Annotated in this window: 15 protein-coding genes and 2 pseudogenes; 8 read left to right on the plus strand and 9 right to left on the minus strand. The window is 70.3% G+C overall.

All coding sequences use genetic code 11. The features are described from left to right. The first annotated feature begins 9 nt into the window (after positions 1-9). Both MB828_RS11450 and MB828_RS11455 read left to right on the plus strand, forming a co-directional pair. Entirely contained in the window at positions 10-1,104 is a 1,095-nt protein-coding gene (locus tag MB828_RS11450) for an epoxide hydrolase family protein (protein ID WP_301648059.1), read from the plus strand. Positions 1,105-1,226: 122 nt separating this feature from the next. Continuing rightward, positions 1,227-1,625, plus strand: coding sequence for a YdeI/OmpD-associated family protein (locus MB828_RS11455; RefSeq protein WP_301648060.1), 399 nt, complete (start codon positions 1,227-1,229; stop codon positions 1,623-1,625). A gap of 101 nt (positions 1,626-1,726) precedes the next feature. Here the strand turns inward: MB828_RS11455 and MB828_RS11460 are convergent, their stop codons facing one another. From MB828_RS11460 to MB828_RS11470, 3 genes are all read right to left on the minus strand, one after another. Beyond that, positions 1,727-2,137 (minus strand): hypothetical protein, encoded by a 411-nt coding sequence (locus MB828_RS11460; protein WP_301648061.1) that lies wholly within the window; start codon positions 2,135-2,137, stop codon positions 1,727-1,729. 682 nt (positions 2,138-2,819) lie between these two features. Continuing rightward, complete coding sequence (locus MB828_RS11465) at positions 2,820-3,662, minus strand: Cof-type HAD-IIB family hydrolase (RefSeq protein WP_301648062.1); 843 nt, start codon at positions 3,660-3,662, stop codon at positions 2,820-2,822. 52 nt (positions 3,663-3,714) lie between these two features. Further along, positions 3,715-4,857 (minus strand): ROK family transcriptional regulator, encoded by a 1,143-nt coding sequence (locus MB828_RS11470; protein WP_301648063.1) that lies wholly within the window; start codon positions 4,855-4,857, stop codon positions 3,715-3,717. Positions 4,858-4,947: 90 nt separating this feature from the next. Between MB828_RS11470 and MB828_RS11475 the strand changes: the two genes are divergently transcribed. Beyond that, a complete protein-coding gene (locus tag MB828_RS11475; RefSeq protein ID WP_301648064.1) occupies positions 4,948-6,246 on the plus strand; it encodes a DUF1479 domain-containing protein in 1,299 nt (432 codons plus the stop codon). 172 nt (positions 6,247-6,418) lie between these two features. After that, positions 6,419-6,799 carry a hypothetical protein gene (locus MB828_RS11480; RefSeq protein WP_301648065.1) on the plus strand — a complete coding sequence of 127 codons (381 nt, stop codon included), beginning with the start codon at positions 6,419-6,421 and terminating at the stop codon, positions 6,797-6,799. An 8-nt stretch (positions 6,800-6,807) separates the two neighbouring features. On the opposite strand, the gene MB828_RS11485 is transcribed toward MB828_RS11480, so the two are convergent. The 3 genes from MB828_RS11485 to MB828_RS11495 are packed head-to-tail and all read right to left on the minus strand — an operon-like array spanning position 6,808 to position 8,359. After that, on the minus strand, positions 6,808-7,224 hold the full coding sequence (locus tag MB828_RS11485; RefSeq protein ID WP_301648066.1) for an arsenate reductase ArsC: 417 nt from the start codon (positions 7,222-7,224) through the stop codon (positions 6,808-6,810). Between the two features lie 29 nt (positions 7,225-7,253). After that, positions 7,254-7,988, minus strand: a complete 735-nt coding sequence (locus MB828_RS11490) for an aquaporin (RefSeq protein WP_301648067.1) — start codon at positions 7,986-7,988, stop codon at positions 7,254-7,256. Beyond that, entirely contained in the window at positions 7,985-8,359 is a 375-nt protein-coding gene (locus tag MB828_RS11495) for an ArsR/SmtB family transcription factor (protein WP_301648068.1), read from the minus strand. Before MB828_RS11495 ends, MB828_RS11490 begins: the two co-directional genes overlap by 4 nt. A gap of 105 nt (positions 8,360-8,464) precedes the next feature. On the opposite strand from MB828_RS11495, the gene arsM reads away from it, so the two are divergent. Further along, positions 8,465-9,361, plus strand: a complete 897-nt coding sequence (arsM, locus tag MB828_RS11500) for an arsenite methyltransferase (protein WP_301648069.1) — start codon at positions 8,465-8,467, stop codon at positions 9,359-9,361. Positions 9,362-9,461: 100 nt separating this feature from the next. Here arsM and MB828_RS11505 read toward each other — a convergent pair. After that, positions 9,462-10,352, minus strand: a pseudogene (locus MB828_RS11505) (MFS transporter); the annotation flags it as partial. Between the two features lie 142 nt (positions 10,353-10,494). On the opposite strand from MB828_RS11505, the gene MB828_RS11510 reads away from it, so the two are divergent. Beyond that, positions 10,495-11,430 carry a LysR family transcriptional regulator gene (locus MB828_RS11510; RefSeq protein ID WP_301648070.1) on the plus strand — a complete coding sequence of 312 codons (936 nt, stop codon included), beginning with the start codon at positions 10,495-10,497 and terminating at the stop codon, positions 11,428-11,430. Between the two features lie 429 nt (positions 11,431-11,859). Here the strand turns inward: MB828_RS11510 and MB828_RS11515 are convergent, their stop codons facing one another. After that, complete coding sequence (locus MB828_RS11515) at positions 11,860-12,285, minus strand: hypothetical protein (RefSeq protein WP_301648071.1); 426 nt, start codon at positions 12,283-12,285, stop codon at positions 11,860-11,862. 59 nt (positions 12,286-12,344) lie between these two features. Between MB828_RS11515 and MB828_RS11520 the strand changes: the two are divergent. Together MB828_RS11520 and MB828_RS11530 are read left to right on the plus strand one after the other, a co-directional pair. Continuing rightward, positions 12,345-12,934: pseudogene (locus tag MB828_RS11520) on the plus strand (helix-turn-helix domain-containing protein); the annotation flags it as partial. Positions 12,935-13,707: 773 nt separating this feature from the next. Then, complete coding sequence (locus MB828_RS11530; RefSeq protein WP_301648093.1) at positions 13,708-13,857, plus strand: hypothetical protein; 150 nt, start codon at positions 13,708-13,710, stop codon at positions 13,855-13,857. Positions 13,858-13,877: 20 nt separating this feature from the next. On the opposite strand, the gene MB828_RS11535 is transcribed toward MB828_RS11530, so the two are convergent. Continuing rightward, positions 13,878-15,083: an alpha/beta hydrolase gene (locus tag MB828_RS11535; protein ID WP_301648072.1), complete on the minus strand. Its 1,206-nt coding sequence runs from the start codon at positions 15,081-15,083 to the stop codon at positions 13,878-13,880. Between the last annotated feature and the right edge of the window lie 211 nt (positions 15,084-15,294).

Below are 15,294 nucleotides of genomic sequence, written 5' to 3' on the forward strand. Positions count from 1 at the left end.
ATGGATGTCATGAGCAACAGCGAACCCACCCCGTACACCATCGACGTCCCCGACCAGGAGCTGGCGGACCTGCGCGCGCGGCTGGCCGCCACCCGCTGGCCCGATGCGGTGGCCGACGACTGGTCCCGCGGCGTCTCCCCGTCCGCGCTGCGCGCCCTGATCGAGCGCTGGATCGACGGCTACGACTGGCGGGCCACCGAGAAGCGCCTGAACCAGCTGGAGCACTACAAGCTCGACGGCCTCCACTTCGTGCGGGCCGGCACGCGCGGCAAGCCCCCGCTGCTGCTCCTGCACGGCTGGCCCGACTCGTTCCTGCGCTTCGAGAAGATCCTTCCGCTGCTCGAAGACGACTTCGACCTCGTCGTCCCGAGCATCCCCGGCTTCGGCCTGTCCGACCGCCCCGAGACTCCCGGCGTCGGCGCGGCCCGTACCGCCGACCTGTTCGCCGGCCTGATGGAGCGCCTCGGCCTTACCCGGTACGGAATCCACGGCGGCGACTGCGGCGGCCAGATCGGCGAGGCGATGGCCCGGCGCCACGGCGAGCACGTCACCGGCCTGCACCTGACGGACCTGCCGTTCTGGCACACCTTCGTCGACCCCTCCACCCTGGACCCCGCCGAGCAGGAGTTCCTCCAGCAGGCTCAGGACTGGGCCCAGCGCGAGGGCGCCTACCTCATGGAGCAGACCAGCAAGCCCCAGACCCTCAGCTACGGCCTCAACGACTCCCCGGCCGGCCTCGCCGCCTGGATCTTCGAGAAGTACCAGTCCTGGTCCGACGGCGACGCCGTCACCGCGCTGGGCACCGACGCCATCCTGGACAACCTCCCCCTGTACTGGGTGACCCAGACCGGCCCGACCTCGGTGCGCTACTACTTCGAGAACTTCACCACCATCTCGGAGATCATGTCCCAGCCCCCGGCCACCGTGCCCACGGCATACGCCCACTTCCCCGGGGACCATCAGCATCCGCCCCGCAGCTTCGTCGAACGCTCCCTCAACCTCAAGCACTGGGCGGAGATGCCCTCCGGCGGCCACTTCACCGCCTGGGAAGCACCCCAGCCGCTCGCCGACGACCTGCGTACGTTCTTCCGCGACCGCAGCTGACCGAAGCCCTGAGCGGCAGGCCGCCGTCGCCCCGCACCTGTGAGCCTTCCGGCGCGGGGCGACGGCGGACCCGCTCGTGCCGGCCCACCCACACCGAAACGACACATGGAGATCAAAGACCGATGATCCCGCAGGAGCACGAGATCGTCGTCATGAAGGACGCCGCCGCCTGGCGCGCGTGGCTCAACGCCAACGAGGACACCGCCACCTCGGTGTGGGTACTCCTGGCGAAGAAGAACACGACCGGGCCCACCACCCTCACCTACCACGAAGGGCTGGAGGAAGCACTGTGCAGCGGCTGGATCGACGGGCAGCGGTGCGGCTGGGACGACACCGCCTTCGCCCAGCGCTACACACCCCGCTCACCGCGCTCCCTCTGGTCCCGACGCAACATGGGCATCGCCACACGCCTGATCGGCGAAGGGCGCATGCGTCCGCCCGGCCAAGCCGAGATCGACCAGGCTCGCGCAACCGGCCGCTGGACGGCACCCCGTCCAGACGAGGCCGATACCCGCGCCTGAGCGCAGCCCGACCCCCGTTGGCCGGGGGGCGGCGTCGGCACCGCGTGAGCCGCCCGTTCCCGGGCGGGGAGGGGGCGGCTCACGTGGTGCGCTGGGTGGTTTTACTGCACGGTGACGGTGACGGTGCCGGAGTGGGTCTTGCCCACCATCACCCGGTAGCTGTGGGTGCCCTTGCTGGTGGGGCGGGTGGTAATCAGGAAGGACTTGCCCTTCTCGACCTTGGTGCTCGTCTTGAGCGTGGTCCATTTGCCGTTCTTCTCCTGCTGGAGCCGCACGGAGGTACCGGTGGGGATGCCGGTGGTGCGTCCGGTGAAGCGGACGGAGCGCCCCGCTTTCACGGTGGTCGGGTTGGCCTTGACCGTGACCGAGGCGGCGGCCCGGCTCATGCTCGGCTTCGGGGTCGGCGTGGGGGAAGCGGCGAGTGCCTCGGCCGAACCGGCGGAGACCAGCGCCGCGGACAGCGCACACGCCGCGAGGGCGCGCGCACGGCGGTTGCGGAACAAGGTGACCATGGTGTCTCCCGTAGCTGGGTGGACGGGCGCCCGCTGTGCGGGGCTGCCTTGCGGGGCGATCACTCACCCGCATCAGGCTGTGCCGGATGTCCCGGAAGGGCATCCGGGAATGTCACGGACAGTCATACATGCAGCACGGCATCCGGCCTTCGCGCAGCTCAGTGGGCGAGTGACCGGCCGGTTCCTTTGCCCGCATATTGCCTTGAGTGCGGCTGGGACTTCGCGGGGTGGTGCGGGCGGGGCTGCAGCGTCAGTCTGGGTCGCCCAGTTCCGCATCTGCCTTTTCCTGTGAAGGCGGTGCCGGCGGAAACAGGCCTTACCTGCTCGACCTCGGCGACGGACGCGCCTTGGCCATGGACGCCAGCCGCGACCTGCGCTCTTTGCGTGCAGCAGCCGTGCGGGCTGCGCGTCGCGCTCGCCGCGGACACGCCTTTGCACGCCGACTTCCTCTCCGGCGCCGACCAGCTCGGCCACGACACGGGCCGCCACGAGCCTCGCCTCTGCGGCCCGCTGCCGGGCCTTCGACCACCAGCACCTGGCCGACGGCGCCGAGGTCGACCTCGGCGGACGCACGCTGCGGGCCCTGGCCACCCCCGGCCACATTGACGAGCACCTGTCCTTCCCTCCTCCTCGACGGCGCCCGGGAGCTCGGGGTGTTCACCGGCGGGACTCGCGGTGGTGGCTACATCAGGGATAGCTGGAGCAGCTGTTGGATCGTGCGCAGGACTCCGTTGTCGTTGTTGGAGGGGGCTACGTGTCGGGCGCGGTCCAGGACGTCGGGGTGAGCGTTGCTCATGGCGAACGACCACTGGGCGGCGTCGAGCATCTCCAGGTCGTTGAGGTAGTCGCCGAACGCCAGCGTCTGGGCGGGGGTGATGTCCAGGTCGTGCTGAAGGCGGCGTACGGCGGTGCCCTTGTCGGCGGTGCGGTTCATCACGTCGATCCAGTGCTCGCTGGAGACGACGACCTGGTGGGTGTCGGTGAACTCGGCCAGGACGGGCGCGGTGCTGCGGGCCGCGGGACCGAAGTCGAACAAGGCGATCTTGTTGACTTCGTCCTCGACGGTGGTGGCGTCCACGACGCTTCGGTGGGAGACGTAGTACCGGGCGACCTCGGCGAGGAAGGCGTCGTCGGTGCGCTCGGTGTAGGCGGAGCGTTTGCCGCAGACGACGGCGCCGACGTCCACGCCATCGGCGGCGAGGCGGCGCGCGGTCTTCACGAGCCGGGCGGCGACAGCGGCGTCCAGCGGGTCGGAGCCGATCACCTGACCGTCGCGGACGACGTGTGTGCCGTTCTCTGCGATGTAGACCATGCCGTCGTCGAGGCCCTCGAAGAGACGAGCAAGAGTGGCGTACTGGCGGCCACTGGCCGGGCTGAACAGGACCCCACGCTGACGCAGCTGCGTGAGCAGCCGGGGTAGCTCCTCGGGCGGGTTCCCCGCGTCGTCCAGGAGCGTTCCGTCAATATCGGCGACTATCAGCCGGATGTCGAGAGGCAGGCTGAGGTGGTGGGGAGCGTGGGGCACGGGTGAGCCTTCTGTGAATGGCGGTGGTCGGGTCCTGCTGTGGCGGGCGCAGTCATCGCCGCATGGCCGGGCCGGCGGAGCGAAGGATGAGCGAGCGGAGTTCCGCCACCGCTTTCGTGCGGGCGCCGTCCAGATCCGGTGAGGTGAGGGTTGCCGTGATGACAGGCACGGAGCGGGGGCTGTCGCCGAAGTGCTCTGCCACCGCGGCGGTGATCCCCGCCTGGGTGCCCCATTCCCCTCCGATGACGATCATGCGAGGGTCGGTCAGCGAGACCGCCGCGGCCAGGACGCCGCTGACGGCTCGCGCCAGAACCGTGCACAGCCGCTCCGCCTGCTCGTCCGCTGCGGCCAGCCTGGCGGTCAGTGCGTCGACGTCGATGGCTGTCGAGTTCGGGTGACGCAGGTCAAGGGCCGCGAAGACCTCGGTGAAACGCATGGCGGTGTTGTCGGGGCCCGCGGTGTAGAGGTGCGCGATCTCGCCGGCCAAGCCGTGGTGGCCGCGACGCACATGGCCGTCGTTGACGACAGCGCATCCCAGACCCTGGCCGAGATGCAGGTAGACGAAGTCGTCGACCCCGGCGGCGCACCCGTGGTCGCGCTCGGCACGGGCCGCCCAGTTGACGTCGTTGTCGACCAGCACAGCTCCCTCGACCTGGGAAGCCAGGATGGAAGGCGGATCGAGTTCACCGACAAGGAACGGCGCGTCGGGCAGCTGGACGAGCCGGCCGGTGGCACGGTCGACCGGATCGGCGGCACTCACCACCGCGGTGCGCAACCGTACGGGAGCGCGGGTCCTGATGCCGGCGGCAGCTTCCGCGAGGGCCGAGGCGGCCCGGTCCGGGCCGTCGCTGCGACCGAGCGAGCGGTGCACTCGCTCCAGGACGTTGCCCTGGACATCGACCGCCTCGACGGTCACGCCGTGCGGGGTGATTCCGGCCACCAGCACAGCGCCGGTGTCGGGTGCCAGGGCGTAGTACGCGCCCACGCCTCCCCGGCCTGCAGTGCGTTTTCCCGTGTCGGCGACCAGGCCGGCGGCGGTCAGGCGCTGGACGCTGTCGGAGATCGTGGGTTTGGAGATCCCGGTGTGCGCCGCGATCTCCGCGCGCGTCAGCTGCGGGTGGGCCATCAGGACGCGCAGCACGTTCTCGTCGGTAAGGCTGCGCAGCATCTCCAGCGAGGGTTTCGGCGGTGCCATGCACGCAGTCTAGTAAGGACTCTTGCCTGAATGTCCGGGGTGACCTAGCGTGGATATTCAGTAAGGAGTCCTAATTGAAGGAGTCGGGCGATGACGCTCGCCGCTGAGCCGCAGCACACCCTTCCGCCCCTGCCGCACTGGCAGGAGACCCCGCAAGACCTCGGGGCCGCGATCCTTGCGATCAAGCCGGCCCTGCGGGCCCGGATCGAGGCATCGGGCCGTACCGTCACGGAGGTCTTCGCGGACGCAGAACGCCGCATCGAGGAGCGGATCAAGGAAATCGAGGCCGACCGCGCCCGCGGCGAGGAGGTCTGGCCGGTCCTCGACTACGACGCGATCCGGGACGGAACTGTCACGCCCGAGGAGTTCGCCAAGCTCTCCCGGCGCGGTTGCCTGGTCGTACGCGGCCACTTCCCCCGGGAGCAGGCTCTGGCCTGGGACGCCGACATCGTCGACTACGTCGAACGCAACGAGTTCTTCCAGAACTACACCGGCCCGGGCGACGACTTCTTCGGCAGCGTCGGTTCAAAGCCGGAGATCTACCCCGTCTACTGGTCCAAGGCCCAGATGCAGGCCCGGCAGTCCGAGCGGATGTCCACCGTTCAGTCGTTCCTGAACTCCCTGTGGCGCCACACCTCCGAGGACGGGACGCAGTGGTTCGACCCGGACCGCGACGCGCTCTACCCCGACAGGATCCGCCGCCGCCCGCCGGGCGCGAACTCAGCAGGCCTCGGGACCCACTGTGATCCCGGCACCCTCGACCTGTGGATGACCGAGGAGTACCAGAAGGCGTTCCGGCACGTGTTCGACGGCACCGTGGAGGCCTACGACCCCTGGGACGCCGCCCACCGCACCACCGGCGTGCAGTATCCCGGCTCGACCATGTGCTCCGCCTTCCGCACCTTCCAGGGCTGGACCGCCCTGTCGGACATGGACGCCGACCAGGGCGTGCTGCACACCGTCCCGATCCCCGAGATCATGGCCTACCTCCTGCTACGCCCCCTGCTCCCCGATGTACCCGAGGACTCGATGTGCGGGGTACGGACCAACCAGGTCTTCCCCGTCACCAAGCGGTGGCACCCCAAGCTGTACCGGGCCCTGAGCCCCATCCCCGACGTCAAGGCCGGCGACTCGGTCTGGTGGCACTGCGACATGATCCACAGCGTCGCCCCCGTGGAAGACCAGAAGGGCTGGGGCAACGTCATGTACATCCCCGCCGCCCCCTGGTGCGCCCGCAACGAGCGATACGCCGCGCAAGTCCGCGAGGCGTTCGTGACCGGTTCCAGCCCCAGCGACTTCCCCGCCGAGCACTACGAGCGCACCTGGGCCGACCGCTTCACGATCGACGACCTGAACGACACCGGACGCCGCGGCCTGGACCTCGCCTGAGCGACGTCCCACCAAGGCGCCCGGCGCACTCGGGCCTCGCAGGGATCCGAAGACGGATCCCTGCGAGGCCCGACGGGCTTCTCCGCATAGCGCTACGGCCGGCGGCCACTGGCGCACCATCGACGGCCGCCACGTCACCCAAGCCGTTGTCCATGACGACCTTGCCCTTCAGGTGGCCCGCGCCTTCCTCGACCTGCTCGCCCTGATCCACGCCGCCGAACGCGAGCCCGCCACACAGACACCCACCGGTTCCGCTCCCGTCACCCGTGCCTCGCTCCAGGCCGACCTCGCCAACGCGCAGGCCCGCAACGCCCGGCTGGCGGGCCGCATCCAACAGCTGGAGAAGCGCCTCTCCGTCGAGCTCCGGGAACAAGTCTGGCGATCGTCCGGCCTGGGTGCCCCCGCCGATGCCGAGGAACGCCAGCGGACGATCATCCGTCTGGAACAGCAGACCGTCGATCTGAAGGCGGCCCTGGAGGAGCGCGAGGCCGAGCTGGGGGCTGCCCGGGAAGTCAACCGGCAGCTGACGAGAGCCCTCAACCAGCGCGAGTGACAGGGCCGTCAGCTGGGCGCCACTTCCGAGACCAACACCCGAACGCGGGTCTCGATCGCGTCGCGGATGGGGCGTACGGCATCAACGCCCTGCCCGGCGGGGTCGTCGAGCTGCCAGTCCAGGTACCGCTTGCCGGGGAAGACGGGGCAGGTGTCGCCGCACCCCATGGTGATCACGACGTCGGATGCCTGGACAGCCTCGACGGTGAGGACCTTCGGGGTCTCGGCGGAGATGTCGATGCCGACCTCCTTCATCGCCTCCACGACGGCCGGATTGACGGTGCCCGCGGGAGCGGAGCCGGCGGAGCGAACCTCGATGCGGTCACCGGCGATGTGTGTGAGGAACGCGGCGGCCATCTGGGAGCGGCCGGCGTTGTGAACGCAGACGAACAGCACCGACGGGCGCGGCGCGGCGGAAGAGCTCATGAACTGGGCTTTCTCGGGAGAACGGATCGTCAGGAAACCGCAGGTTCCGGCTCGCCGTGCGCGACGACGACCTCATCCGGGACGGGAGCAGGGCGGCCGTAGACCGCAGCGACGGCCGCCAGCCCGAGCACGGCTCCCAGCAGTTGGGCCGCGATGAACGGGGCGACGGAGGCAGGGGCGATGCCGGCGAAGGTGTCGGTGAAGGCGCGGCCGATGGTCACTGCTGGGTTCGCGAAGGATGTGGAGGAGGTGAACCAGTACGCGGCCCCGATGTAGGAGGCCACCGCGGCCGGGGCGAGCGCCGCGCGACCGATCCGGCTGAGGCCGAAGATCAGCAGGATAAGCCCGGCCGTCGCCACGACCTCGCCCAGCAGCAGATGCCCGGCCAACCGGTCGTGGGCGGAGAACTTCACCAGCGGCTCGGCGAACATCGCGTCGGCCAGCATGGCGCCGCCGATCGCGCCCGTGATCTGGGCGGGCACGTAGGCGGCGACGTCCCGCAGGGCCAGGCCGTCCGGTTCGCGGCGGTCGGTGAACCAGGCGGCGAGTGTGACGGCGGGGTTGAAGTGCGCGCCGGAGACGGGTCCGAGCAGCAGGATGAGCACGCCCAGGCCGAAGACCGTGGCCAGGGAGTTGGCGAGCAGCTGCACACCGACATCCTGCGACAAATCAGTGGCCTGGATGCCGGAGCCGACCACCACCGTCACCAGCAGTCCGGTGCCGATCGCCTCGGCGGCGACGCGGCGGCCGAGGGAGGGGTTCACGCGGTGACTCCGGCGGGCTGCGGGGTGGTCAGGAACGCGGCGAGCTTGTCCAGGACACCGGGCAGCACCCAGTAGTAGACCCAGGTGCCGCGGCGTTCGCAGTCGATGAGTCCGGCCTGGCGCAGGAGTTTGAGGTGGTGGGAGATCGTCGGCTGGGAGAGGTCGAAGGCCGGGGTCAGCTCGCAGACGCAGACCTCGCCGCCCTCCCCGCGTGAGGCGATCATCGACAGCAGCCGCAGCCGGACCGGGTCGCCCAGGGCTTTGAAGACCTTCGCGAGGTCGGCGGCCTGGTCCTCGTCCAGTGGTGCGGCGGACAGGCCCGGGCAGCACGCGGTGTCCTGCCCTATCACCCGAAGCTCTTGTTTCGACATTCCTCTATGTTGACGTTTTTCGATGCAGGGCGCAAGGTTGCATCAACGAACGTCAATACAAGCCGTTCCGGGCCCGTGCCGTGGCCCGTCACCTGGGAGTGAGACATGAGCGAGCAGCCCACCGACCTGCGCGAAACCGTCCGCCAGCGGTACGCGGCGGCGGCCGTGAAGGTCACCGAAGGCGCCACCGCCTGCTGCGGGCCCGAGCCGGTCGAGGTCGACGAGAACTTCGGCTCCGTCCTCTACGCCGCCGACGACCGCGACGCCCTGCCCGCCGAAGCGGTCGCCGCCTCCCTCGGCTGCGGCAACCCCACCGCCGTCGCCGAACTCCGCGAGGGCGAACGGGTCCTGGACCTCGGCTCCGGCGGCGGCATCGACGTCCTGCTCTCCGCCCGCCGCGTCGGCCCTTCGGGGAAGGCGTACGGGCTGGACATGACCGAGGAGATGCTCGCCCTCGCCCTGGCCAACGCGGCGAAGGCCGGCGCGACGAACGTCGAGTTCCTCAAGGGCACCATCGAGGCGATCCCGCTGCCCGCGAACACCATCGACGTGGTCATCTCCAACTGCGTGATCAACCTGTCCACGGACAAGCCCGCCGTGTTCGCCGAGACCTTCCGCGTCCTGAAGCCCGGCGGTCGCCTCGGCGTCTCCGACGTCGTCGCCGACGACACCCTCACACCGGACCAGCGCGCCGAGCGCGGCGACTACGTCGGCTGCATCGCCGGCGCCCTGTCCTTCGCCGAGTACCACGCGGGACTGGAGGCGGCCGGCTTCGCGGACATCGAGATCACTCCGACCCACCCGGTCGCCGACGGCATACACTCCGCCATCGTCCGCGCCGCCAAGCCCACCTCCGCCGGCCCTCACACCGCCGCGGCGCCGGCGGCGGAGGGCTCCTGCTGCGGCGTCACCTCCTGCTGCACCCCCGCCGAGCAGGCGACCGATCCGTCCGTCACCGCGAACGAGGCCAAAAGCACGGCTGGGTGCACCTGCCAGAGCTGAAGCCGTCCCCGCAGGGAAGGCGCTGGCGCCCGGTTCAGCGACAGCCTCATACCTGTTGCGTCCGGCAGCGTCGGTCACACCTGCCCGGAGCTGCACAGGTGGCGCGCAGGGTGCCGACGGTCCGGAAGACCGCGTGCCGGCCGTAGCGGGCCACGACACGATGGGCCCGCCGGGAGCCGATGAGTCAGCCGAGGCATGGAGCGGCGAAGGCGAGGGCGTACTGCCAGGGTGGGAAGCTGAGTTGGCGAAGCAGGAGCACGGCCAGTAGCGGCTCGGTGGCCATGATCAGACCGCCGACGAGCAGGTTGTTGAGGCAGAGCGGCCGCAGACCGGGGTGGCCCATGATGTGTCGCCAGCCGTCGAGCAGTGCGCCTGGCCGGACCGGGGTCTTTTCGGTCGTTTGGGTTGCTTCTTCGTGGCTGCGGATCGCGGTGATGCCCAGCGCGGAGAGCAGGTAGCTGAGCGCGTCGGCGACCACGGTGGCGACCGGCCCGAACAGGCCGATCGCCGCCCCGCCCAGTGGTGGCCCGACCGTGATGGAGCTCCAGTTCGTGGACTCGGACCGCGCGTGGGCGACGAGCAGGTCGTCCGGTCGGACGAGGGCTTTGAGGTAGGCGCCGCTGGCCGCGTTGAAGGCGATCTTGGCTGCGGGGACCGCGGCCGAGACCACGAGCAGCGGGACGAAACTGAGCCATCCGAAGGCGTAGGCGACGGGGATCGTCGCCGTGGCCGTACACCGGGTCAGGTCCATCATGATCATGACCGGGCGCTTACGCCGGAACTCCACCCACGGCGCGAGTGGCACCGCGATCAGCGCACCCACCGCAGGCCCCACCGCGGACAGTGCGGATACCTCAGCGGGTCCGGCATGCAGCACCAGCACGGCGATCAGCGGCAATGCCCCGAACCCCAGCCCGGACCCGTAGGCGCTCACCGCATATGACGTCCACAGCCAGCCGAACTGCCGGCCCAACCGTCTCCTGCCCACCATGCTCAGCGCGCTCCCCCCTTGAGGTCCTATCCGAACAAACGGACGTTGGCTGATGAGAGATAAGCGGGCAGGACAACAGCAGGTCAAACAACTGATGTGCCGGCAATCCACAACTACCAGTTGTTCACTAAGGTTGGTCGGCGTGGATCTCGAAGCAGTACGCACCTTTGTCGCCGTGGCGGAAGCGGGCCAGTTCCAGAAAGCCGCCGCCGGCCGGTCGATCACTCAGCAGGCCGTGTCCAAACGCGTCGCCGCGCTGGAGCGCACCCTCGGCGTGCGGTTGTTCACCCGTGCCCCACGCGGCGCTGAGCTCACCATCGATGGTCAGGCGTTCCTGCCCCACGCACGCGAGTTGCTGCGCGTCGCCGAGCGTGCAGGCGCGTCCGTGCGCCCCGGCCGCCGTCCGCTGCGCGTCGACGTGCTCGCTTCGCGCAGCGCGCAGTCGGGCCTGATGCGCGGTTTCCACCGGGCACACCCCGACATCGACCTCGACGTGATGATGCTGTTCGACATCGAGACGGCTGTCACCGCCATTCTCTCCGGTGCGATCGACGCGTCCTTCCGCGCCGTCGCCGCGCCCGGCCAGCCCCTGCCGGAGGACATCGCCTCCGTCCGGGTCCTCGACGAGCCGCTCCAACTCCTCACCGGCCCCGCCCACGCACTCGCGGGCGCCCGGTCGCTGACCATCGCCCAGCTCGCCGGGCACCGGATCTGGATGCCCGGCATCGCCCCCGGTACCGAGTGGGGCGCCTACTACGAAGACCTCGTCGCCGAGTTCGGCCTCACCATCGAGGTGACCGGCCCCAACTTCGGCTCCGACGCGCTCCTCGACACCATTGCCGACACCCCGGCCCTGGCCACCTTCATAGGCGAGCCCACCCGCCTCGTCTGGGCCGCCGACCACGGCCTTCGCCGCATTCCGGTGACCGACCCGACGCCCGTCTACCCGCACTCGCTCCTCTGGCACCGCGACAACCCCCACCCAGCGCTGGCCACCCTCCGCACCCACCTCGCCGCCACAACGGCCGGCTACGACGCCGCCGGGACCTGGAGGCCGGGCTGGGTGATTCCGCGCTGACCGAGGCGCTGCAACACCCTCCCCCGGCCCACCCGGGCCAAAAGCCCGCAAGCCGGCGTCGAGCCCCGCGGCATCCGCCGCAGGACGCAACCCCAGTACGAAGCCCTGATCACCGGGACGTCGAAACGTCCGTGCCCGGGGGTACGCGCGTCCGACCGAATTCGGCTCCGCAGGAAACGGCCTCGCCCTTGAGACGGGAACCGCTTGGCCATGGCGAGACGGGTCAAGGGCCAGGCACGAAATCGGGCGCCGAGGGATGCCACTGCCGCTGAGATCCCACGCAGATTTACATCAGCAGCCGCATTCCGGCGCTGGGCAATATTCGCTCCAGGGATGTAAGGAGAGAAGTCGGTAGGATTTTCCGGTAGAGGGGCCTGTCGACGGAGATGACTAAAGGCCGTCCCGATATTGCTGCGCGAGACGACGCTGCTACGGGGGGCTCTCCGCATCGTGAGCTGGCAGTAGCCCTACCAGTGTGTCTACGGCCTCGACAGCATTCGGAGTGGCGAGTGCGAGTACGGGGTCGGGCTTCCTGAGAAGGAGGCCGCTCCAGACCCGGAAGACGGGACGGCTTTCCAGCCCGCCGGTATCGAAGGAGATGGACCCCGCCAGCTCGTTCCCGTTGTCTTGTGCGCCAGGCATCCAGAACGCGGGTCCGTCCACGAACCGAAGGTAGTTGTGGCTGGTGAACGGATACCACTGGCTCAACGCGCTCGCCCTGGCGGCCAGGACCAGCTCCTCTGCGACAGGGGGAACCCACGAGTCGGTGCCTCGCACCCTGGCGTCGGCGTACCGCGCGGTCTCCTCCATCCACTCCCATGCAACTGCCAGTGGCCACGGGGCATTCATCTCCATCCACCAAGTCTGGCTCGATGCACGGACAGCCACGATGGTTACGATGAGATGATCTTGGAGTGGCTGGTGTGATCACGGCGTCGGAACCGTCCTGGGCAGCTCCGTTCACCGGGCTAGCCCGCGCTCCTTCGGCAAGCTGCCGGCTGTCGTGCGCCGCGGAATTCCAAGCGCGGGACGCCGGGGCCGGCCGTGGAGCCTGCCCTTGCAGGACCGGGTGCTGCTGGTCGCGGCGTATTGGCGTACGGATTTGACGCTGCGCCAGCTCGCTCCGCTCTTCGGCGTCTCCAAGTTGGCTGCCGACCGGATCACCGGTCATCTCGGTCCCAGGCTCGCGCTCCGACCGCGCAAGCGGTTCGGGAGAGACACCGTGCTCATCGTGGACGGCACCCTGGTGCCCACCCGCGACCACGCAGTGGCCGAGCAGTCGAAGAACTACCGTTACTCGACCCACCACCAGGTCGTCTTCGACGCCGACATCCGGTTCGTCGTCGTGGTCGGCCAGCCGCTGCCCGGCATGCGCTCTATTTCCGCGTGGGGTCCCCCTCGGGTTCGTTGGCGGCGGCCGCGCGGGTGCAGCGGGTGCAGCGGGCGCACAGGTCGGTGCGGGGCAGGGCCAGGCGGTCGCAGTAGGCCCGGCCGATCTCTCCCTGGCAGGAGCGGTGCAGCGGCGGGCGCGGGGTCGGCCGGGTCCGGGTCGGTGGAGGTCTGCGCCGGGAGGCGGCTGCTGTAGCCGAGCGGCGGGGCACGATCTTGTTCAGGCGCCCGGCGGCCAGCGAGGCCATGGGGTGCGTCCGGTCGGCGGGCGCCGGGTACGGGCGGTCGGCCAGGACGGAGCGGATTTCCTCGCTGGTAATCCCGGCCAGCAGCAGGCCGTCCACGAGACAGGTCTGGCCGGCGAGCGCCGCGCCCATGGCAGGCCTGCCGAGATCTCCGGGTGGTGCTTCCCGATGCGGCACAGCAGCCGCTCACCGGGGCGTGACCTCGCGCCTGCTGCTACCCGAAGTCGGGGCCTTCGCCGCCCGGCCTGCCGCGGGTGCCGGCTGCTCCTGGCCCCCACGACGTCGGCGGTTGCGTCCCTGCGTCCGTGCCCGGACCCCGCGCGTCACCCACGGACACGGAAGGACGCAGGCAACCCCCACCGGATGAGCGGGAGGCATGAGCGGAAGGACTGAACGGCAGGACTGAACGGGAGGTCGCGTTCTTGTAGGTCAGGCCCGGTGGGAGGTCAGAATTCCGACCCGCCCACCGGGCCGCCCTCGCCAGGGCCTCCCGCTCGATCCGATCCCGGCCGCCCGCTCGGCTGCGGGCCGGATCACGCCCAGGTACGCGAACGCCTCCCGCGCGCCGGTGCAACCCGGACGGGGCGTGCCGTGCAGCCGGACACGCAGGGGCTCCGGCGCGGCATTCGCGCGCGAGCCGGTGGTGACCGGCCGGCCCGCCTACGACCCCGGCCGCCTGACCCAGGTCGTGGGCACGGAGCCCGCGGTCACGGCGTACCCGGAGGAGATCTCACGCCGGCTGTGGCGGCACCAGACGGCCGACACACATGCCCTGCTGGGCGCGGACGGCTGAGCTCGTCCCTGTGCGCCGGGTCAGGAGCCCAGGTGATCGTCGAGGAAGCCGACCAGCTGGTCGACGACCTTCCGGGTGGTCCAGGGCGCGGTCATCGAGGCGGGCATCCCGACGCCCCCGTCGCCGTGGCCGGCGCCCGTGATGAGGTAGCGGGTGCTGTCCACGCCCTTGGCCAGGAGCGCGTTGTGCAGCGCGAGGGTCTGGCTGGGCGAGACCAGGCGGTCCTGGTCGCCGTGGTAGAGGAGGAAGGCCGGGTCGTCCGCGTCCGCGTACGTGGCCGGGTCGGCGGCCTTGACCTGGTCCGTGTACGCGGCGACGGACTTGTTCGTGTCCGGGCCGTAGACCCACTTGGCCGTCATGTTGCCGGCGGCGAGGTTCGCCTGCTCGGTCTTGTCGTCGAAGTCGGCGCCGATCCTGGAGAGGTTGGCCGGCCCGAAGTCGTCGATGACGGCCTGGACCTTGCTGCTCTGGTCGAGGTTGTCACCGACGTCGAACTTCCTGACCCCGCCGGTGGTGCCCGCCATGGCGGCGAGGTAACCGCCGGCGGAGTCGCCCCACACAGCGACCCGACCCGGATCGATCCCGTACTCGCCGGCATGAGCGCGCAGGTAGCGGACCGCGGACTTCACATCAGCGAGGCCGGCGACGTAGGTGGCCCCGTCCGTGGTGGTGCGGTAGTGGACGCTGGCGACGACGTAGCCCCGTTCGGCGATGTAGGTCCGCCGGTTCAGGCCCTGCTCCTTCTGGGCCGTCAGGAAGCCGCCGCCGGGGATGTAGACGACCAGGGGCTTCGCGCCGTCGGTCTTCGGGACGGTGAGGTCCAGCTTCAGCTCGGTCTTCGTTCCGTTCGTGCTCGGCGTGGAGTACACGATGTCGTCGTGCGTCTCCACCTCCCTCCCGCCGCACTCGATCTGGGGCCCCGTCGCCGAGATCACCTTGCTGTTGGCGGTGTCGGGTTTGGCCACGGTCGAGGCGATCGGAAGCTGGTTGCCGGCGCCCGCACCGCCGGGCGCGCCGGAGGGGACCCCGGAGGGTGTGCCCGAGGGGGCTGCGGCGCCTGCGCCCGGGGCGCCCTGCGGGCCCGGAGCCGGGGGCGTGGGGCAGCTGCTCGACCGGGCACCGGCCTCGCCGGACGCCGTGGTCCCACTGTCGGTGGAGCAGGCGGTGAGAGCGAGTCCCAGCGCGGCCGCTCCGACAAGTGTCCTGCCCAGCTTGAACTTGGCCATGGCGTTCCTCTTTCACATGGTCGACATCGTGACGGGCCCTGCCTGCCGGACCAGGCCCGCCGAGCGGGAGCGCGGCATTCCACCGGGGCGCAGCCGCATTCCCCGCGGGCCGCGGCCGCATTCCGCCGGGCCGCGGGAGACCGCTGCGGCCGGTTCTCCCGCCCCCGGCAGACGGTGGCGGCCGGGCGCTTCCCGGCCACCACCGAGCATG

The organism is Streptomyces arenae, from assembly GCF_022343545.1.
Lineage (GTDB): Bacteria > Actinomycetota > Actinomycetes > Streptomycetales > Streptomycetaceae > Streptomyces > Streptomyces humi.

Excerpts from the sequence above, each read along its gene's own strand:
- arsM (WP_301648069.1), top strand. The coding sequence starts at position 8,465 with ATGAGCGAGCAGCCCACCGACCTGCGCGAAACCGTCCGCCAGCGGTAC.
- MB828_RS11455 (WP_301648060.1), top strand. The coding sequence starts at position 1,227 with ATGATCCCGCAGGAGCACGAGATCGTCGTCATGAAGGACGCCGCCGCC.
- MB828_RS11535 (WP_301648072.1), bottom strand. The coding sequence starts at position 15,083 with ATGGCCAAGTTCAAGCTGGGCAGGACACTTGTCGGAGCGGCCGCGCTG.
- MB828_RS11485 (WP_301648066.1), bottom strand. The coding sequence starts at position 7,224 with ATGAGCTCTTCCGCCGCGCCGCGCCCGTCGGTGCTGTTCGTCTGCGTT.
- MB828_RS11460 (WP_301648061.1), bottom strand. The coding sequence starts at position 2,137 with ATGGTCACCTTGTTCCGCAACCGCCGTGCGCGCGCCCTCGCGGCGTGT.
- MB828_RS11495 (WP_301648068.1), bottom strand. The coding sequence starts at position 8,359 with ATGTCGAAACAAGAGCTTCGGGTGATAGGGCAGGACACCGCGTGCTGC.
- MB828_RS11475 (WP_301648064.1), top strand. The coding sequence starts at position 4,948 with ATGACGCTCGCCGCTGAGCCGCAGCACACCCTTCCGCCCCTGCCGCAC.
- MB828_RS11470 (WP_301648063.1), bottom strand. The coding sequence starts at position 4,857 with ATGGCACCGCCGAAACCCTCGCTGGAGATGCTGCGCAGCCTTACCGAC.
- MB828_RS11515 (WP_301648071.1), bottom strand. The coding sequence starts at position 12,285 with ATGGAGATGAATGCCCCGTGGCCACTGGCAGTTGCATGGGAGTGGATG.
- MB828_RS11450 (WP_301648059.1), top strand. The coding sequence starts at position 10 with ATGAGCAACAGCGAACCCACCCCGTACACCATCGACGTCCCCGACCAG.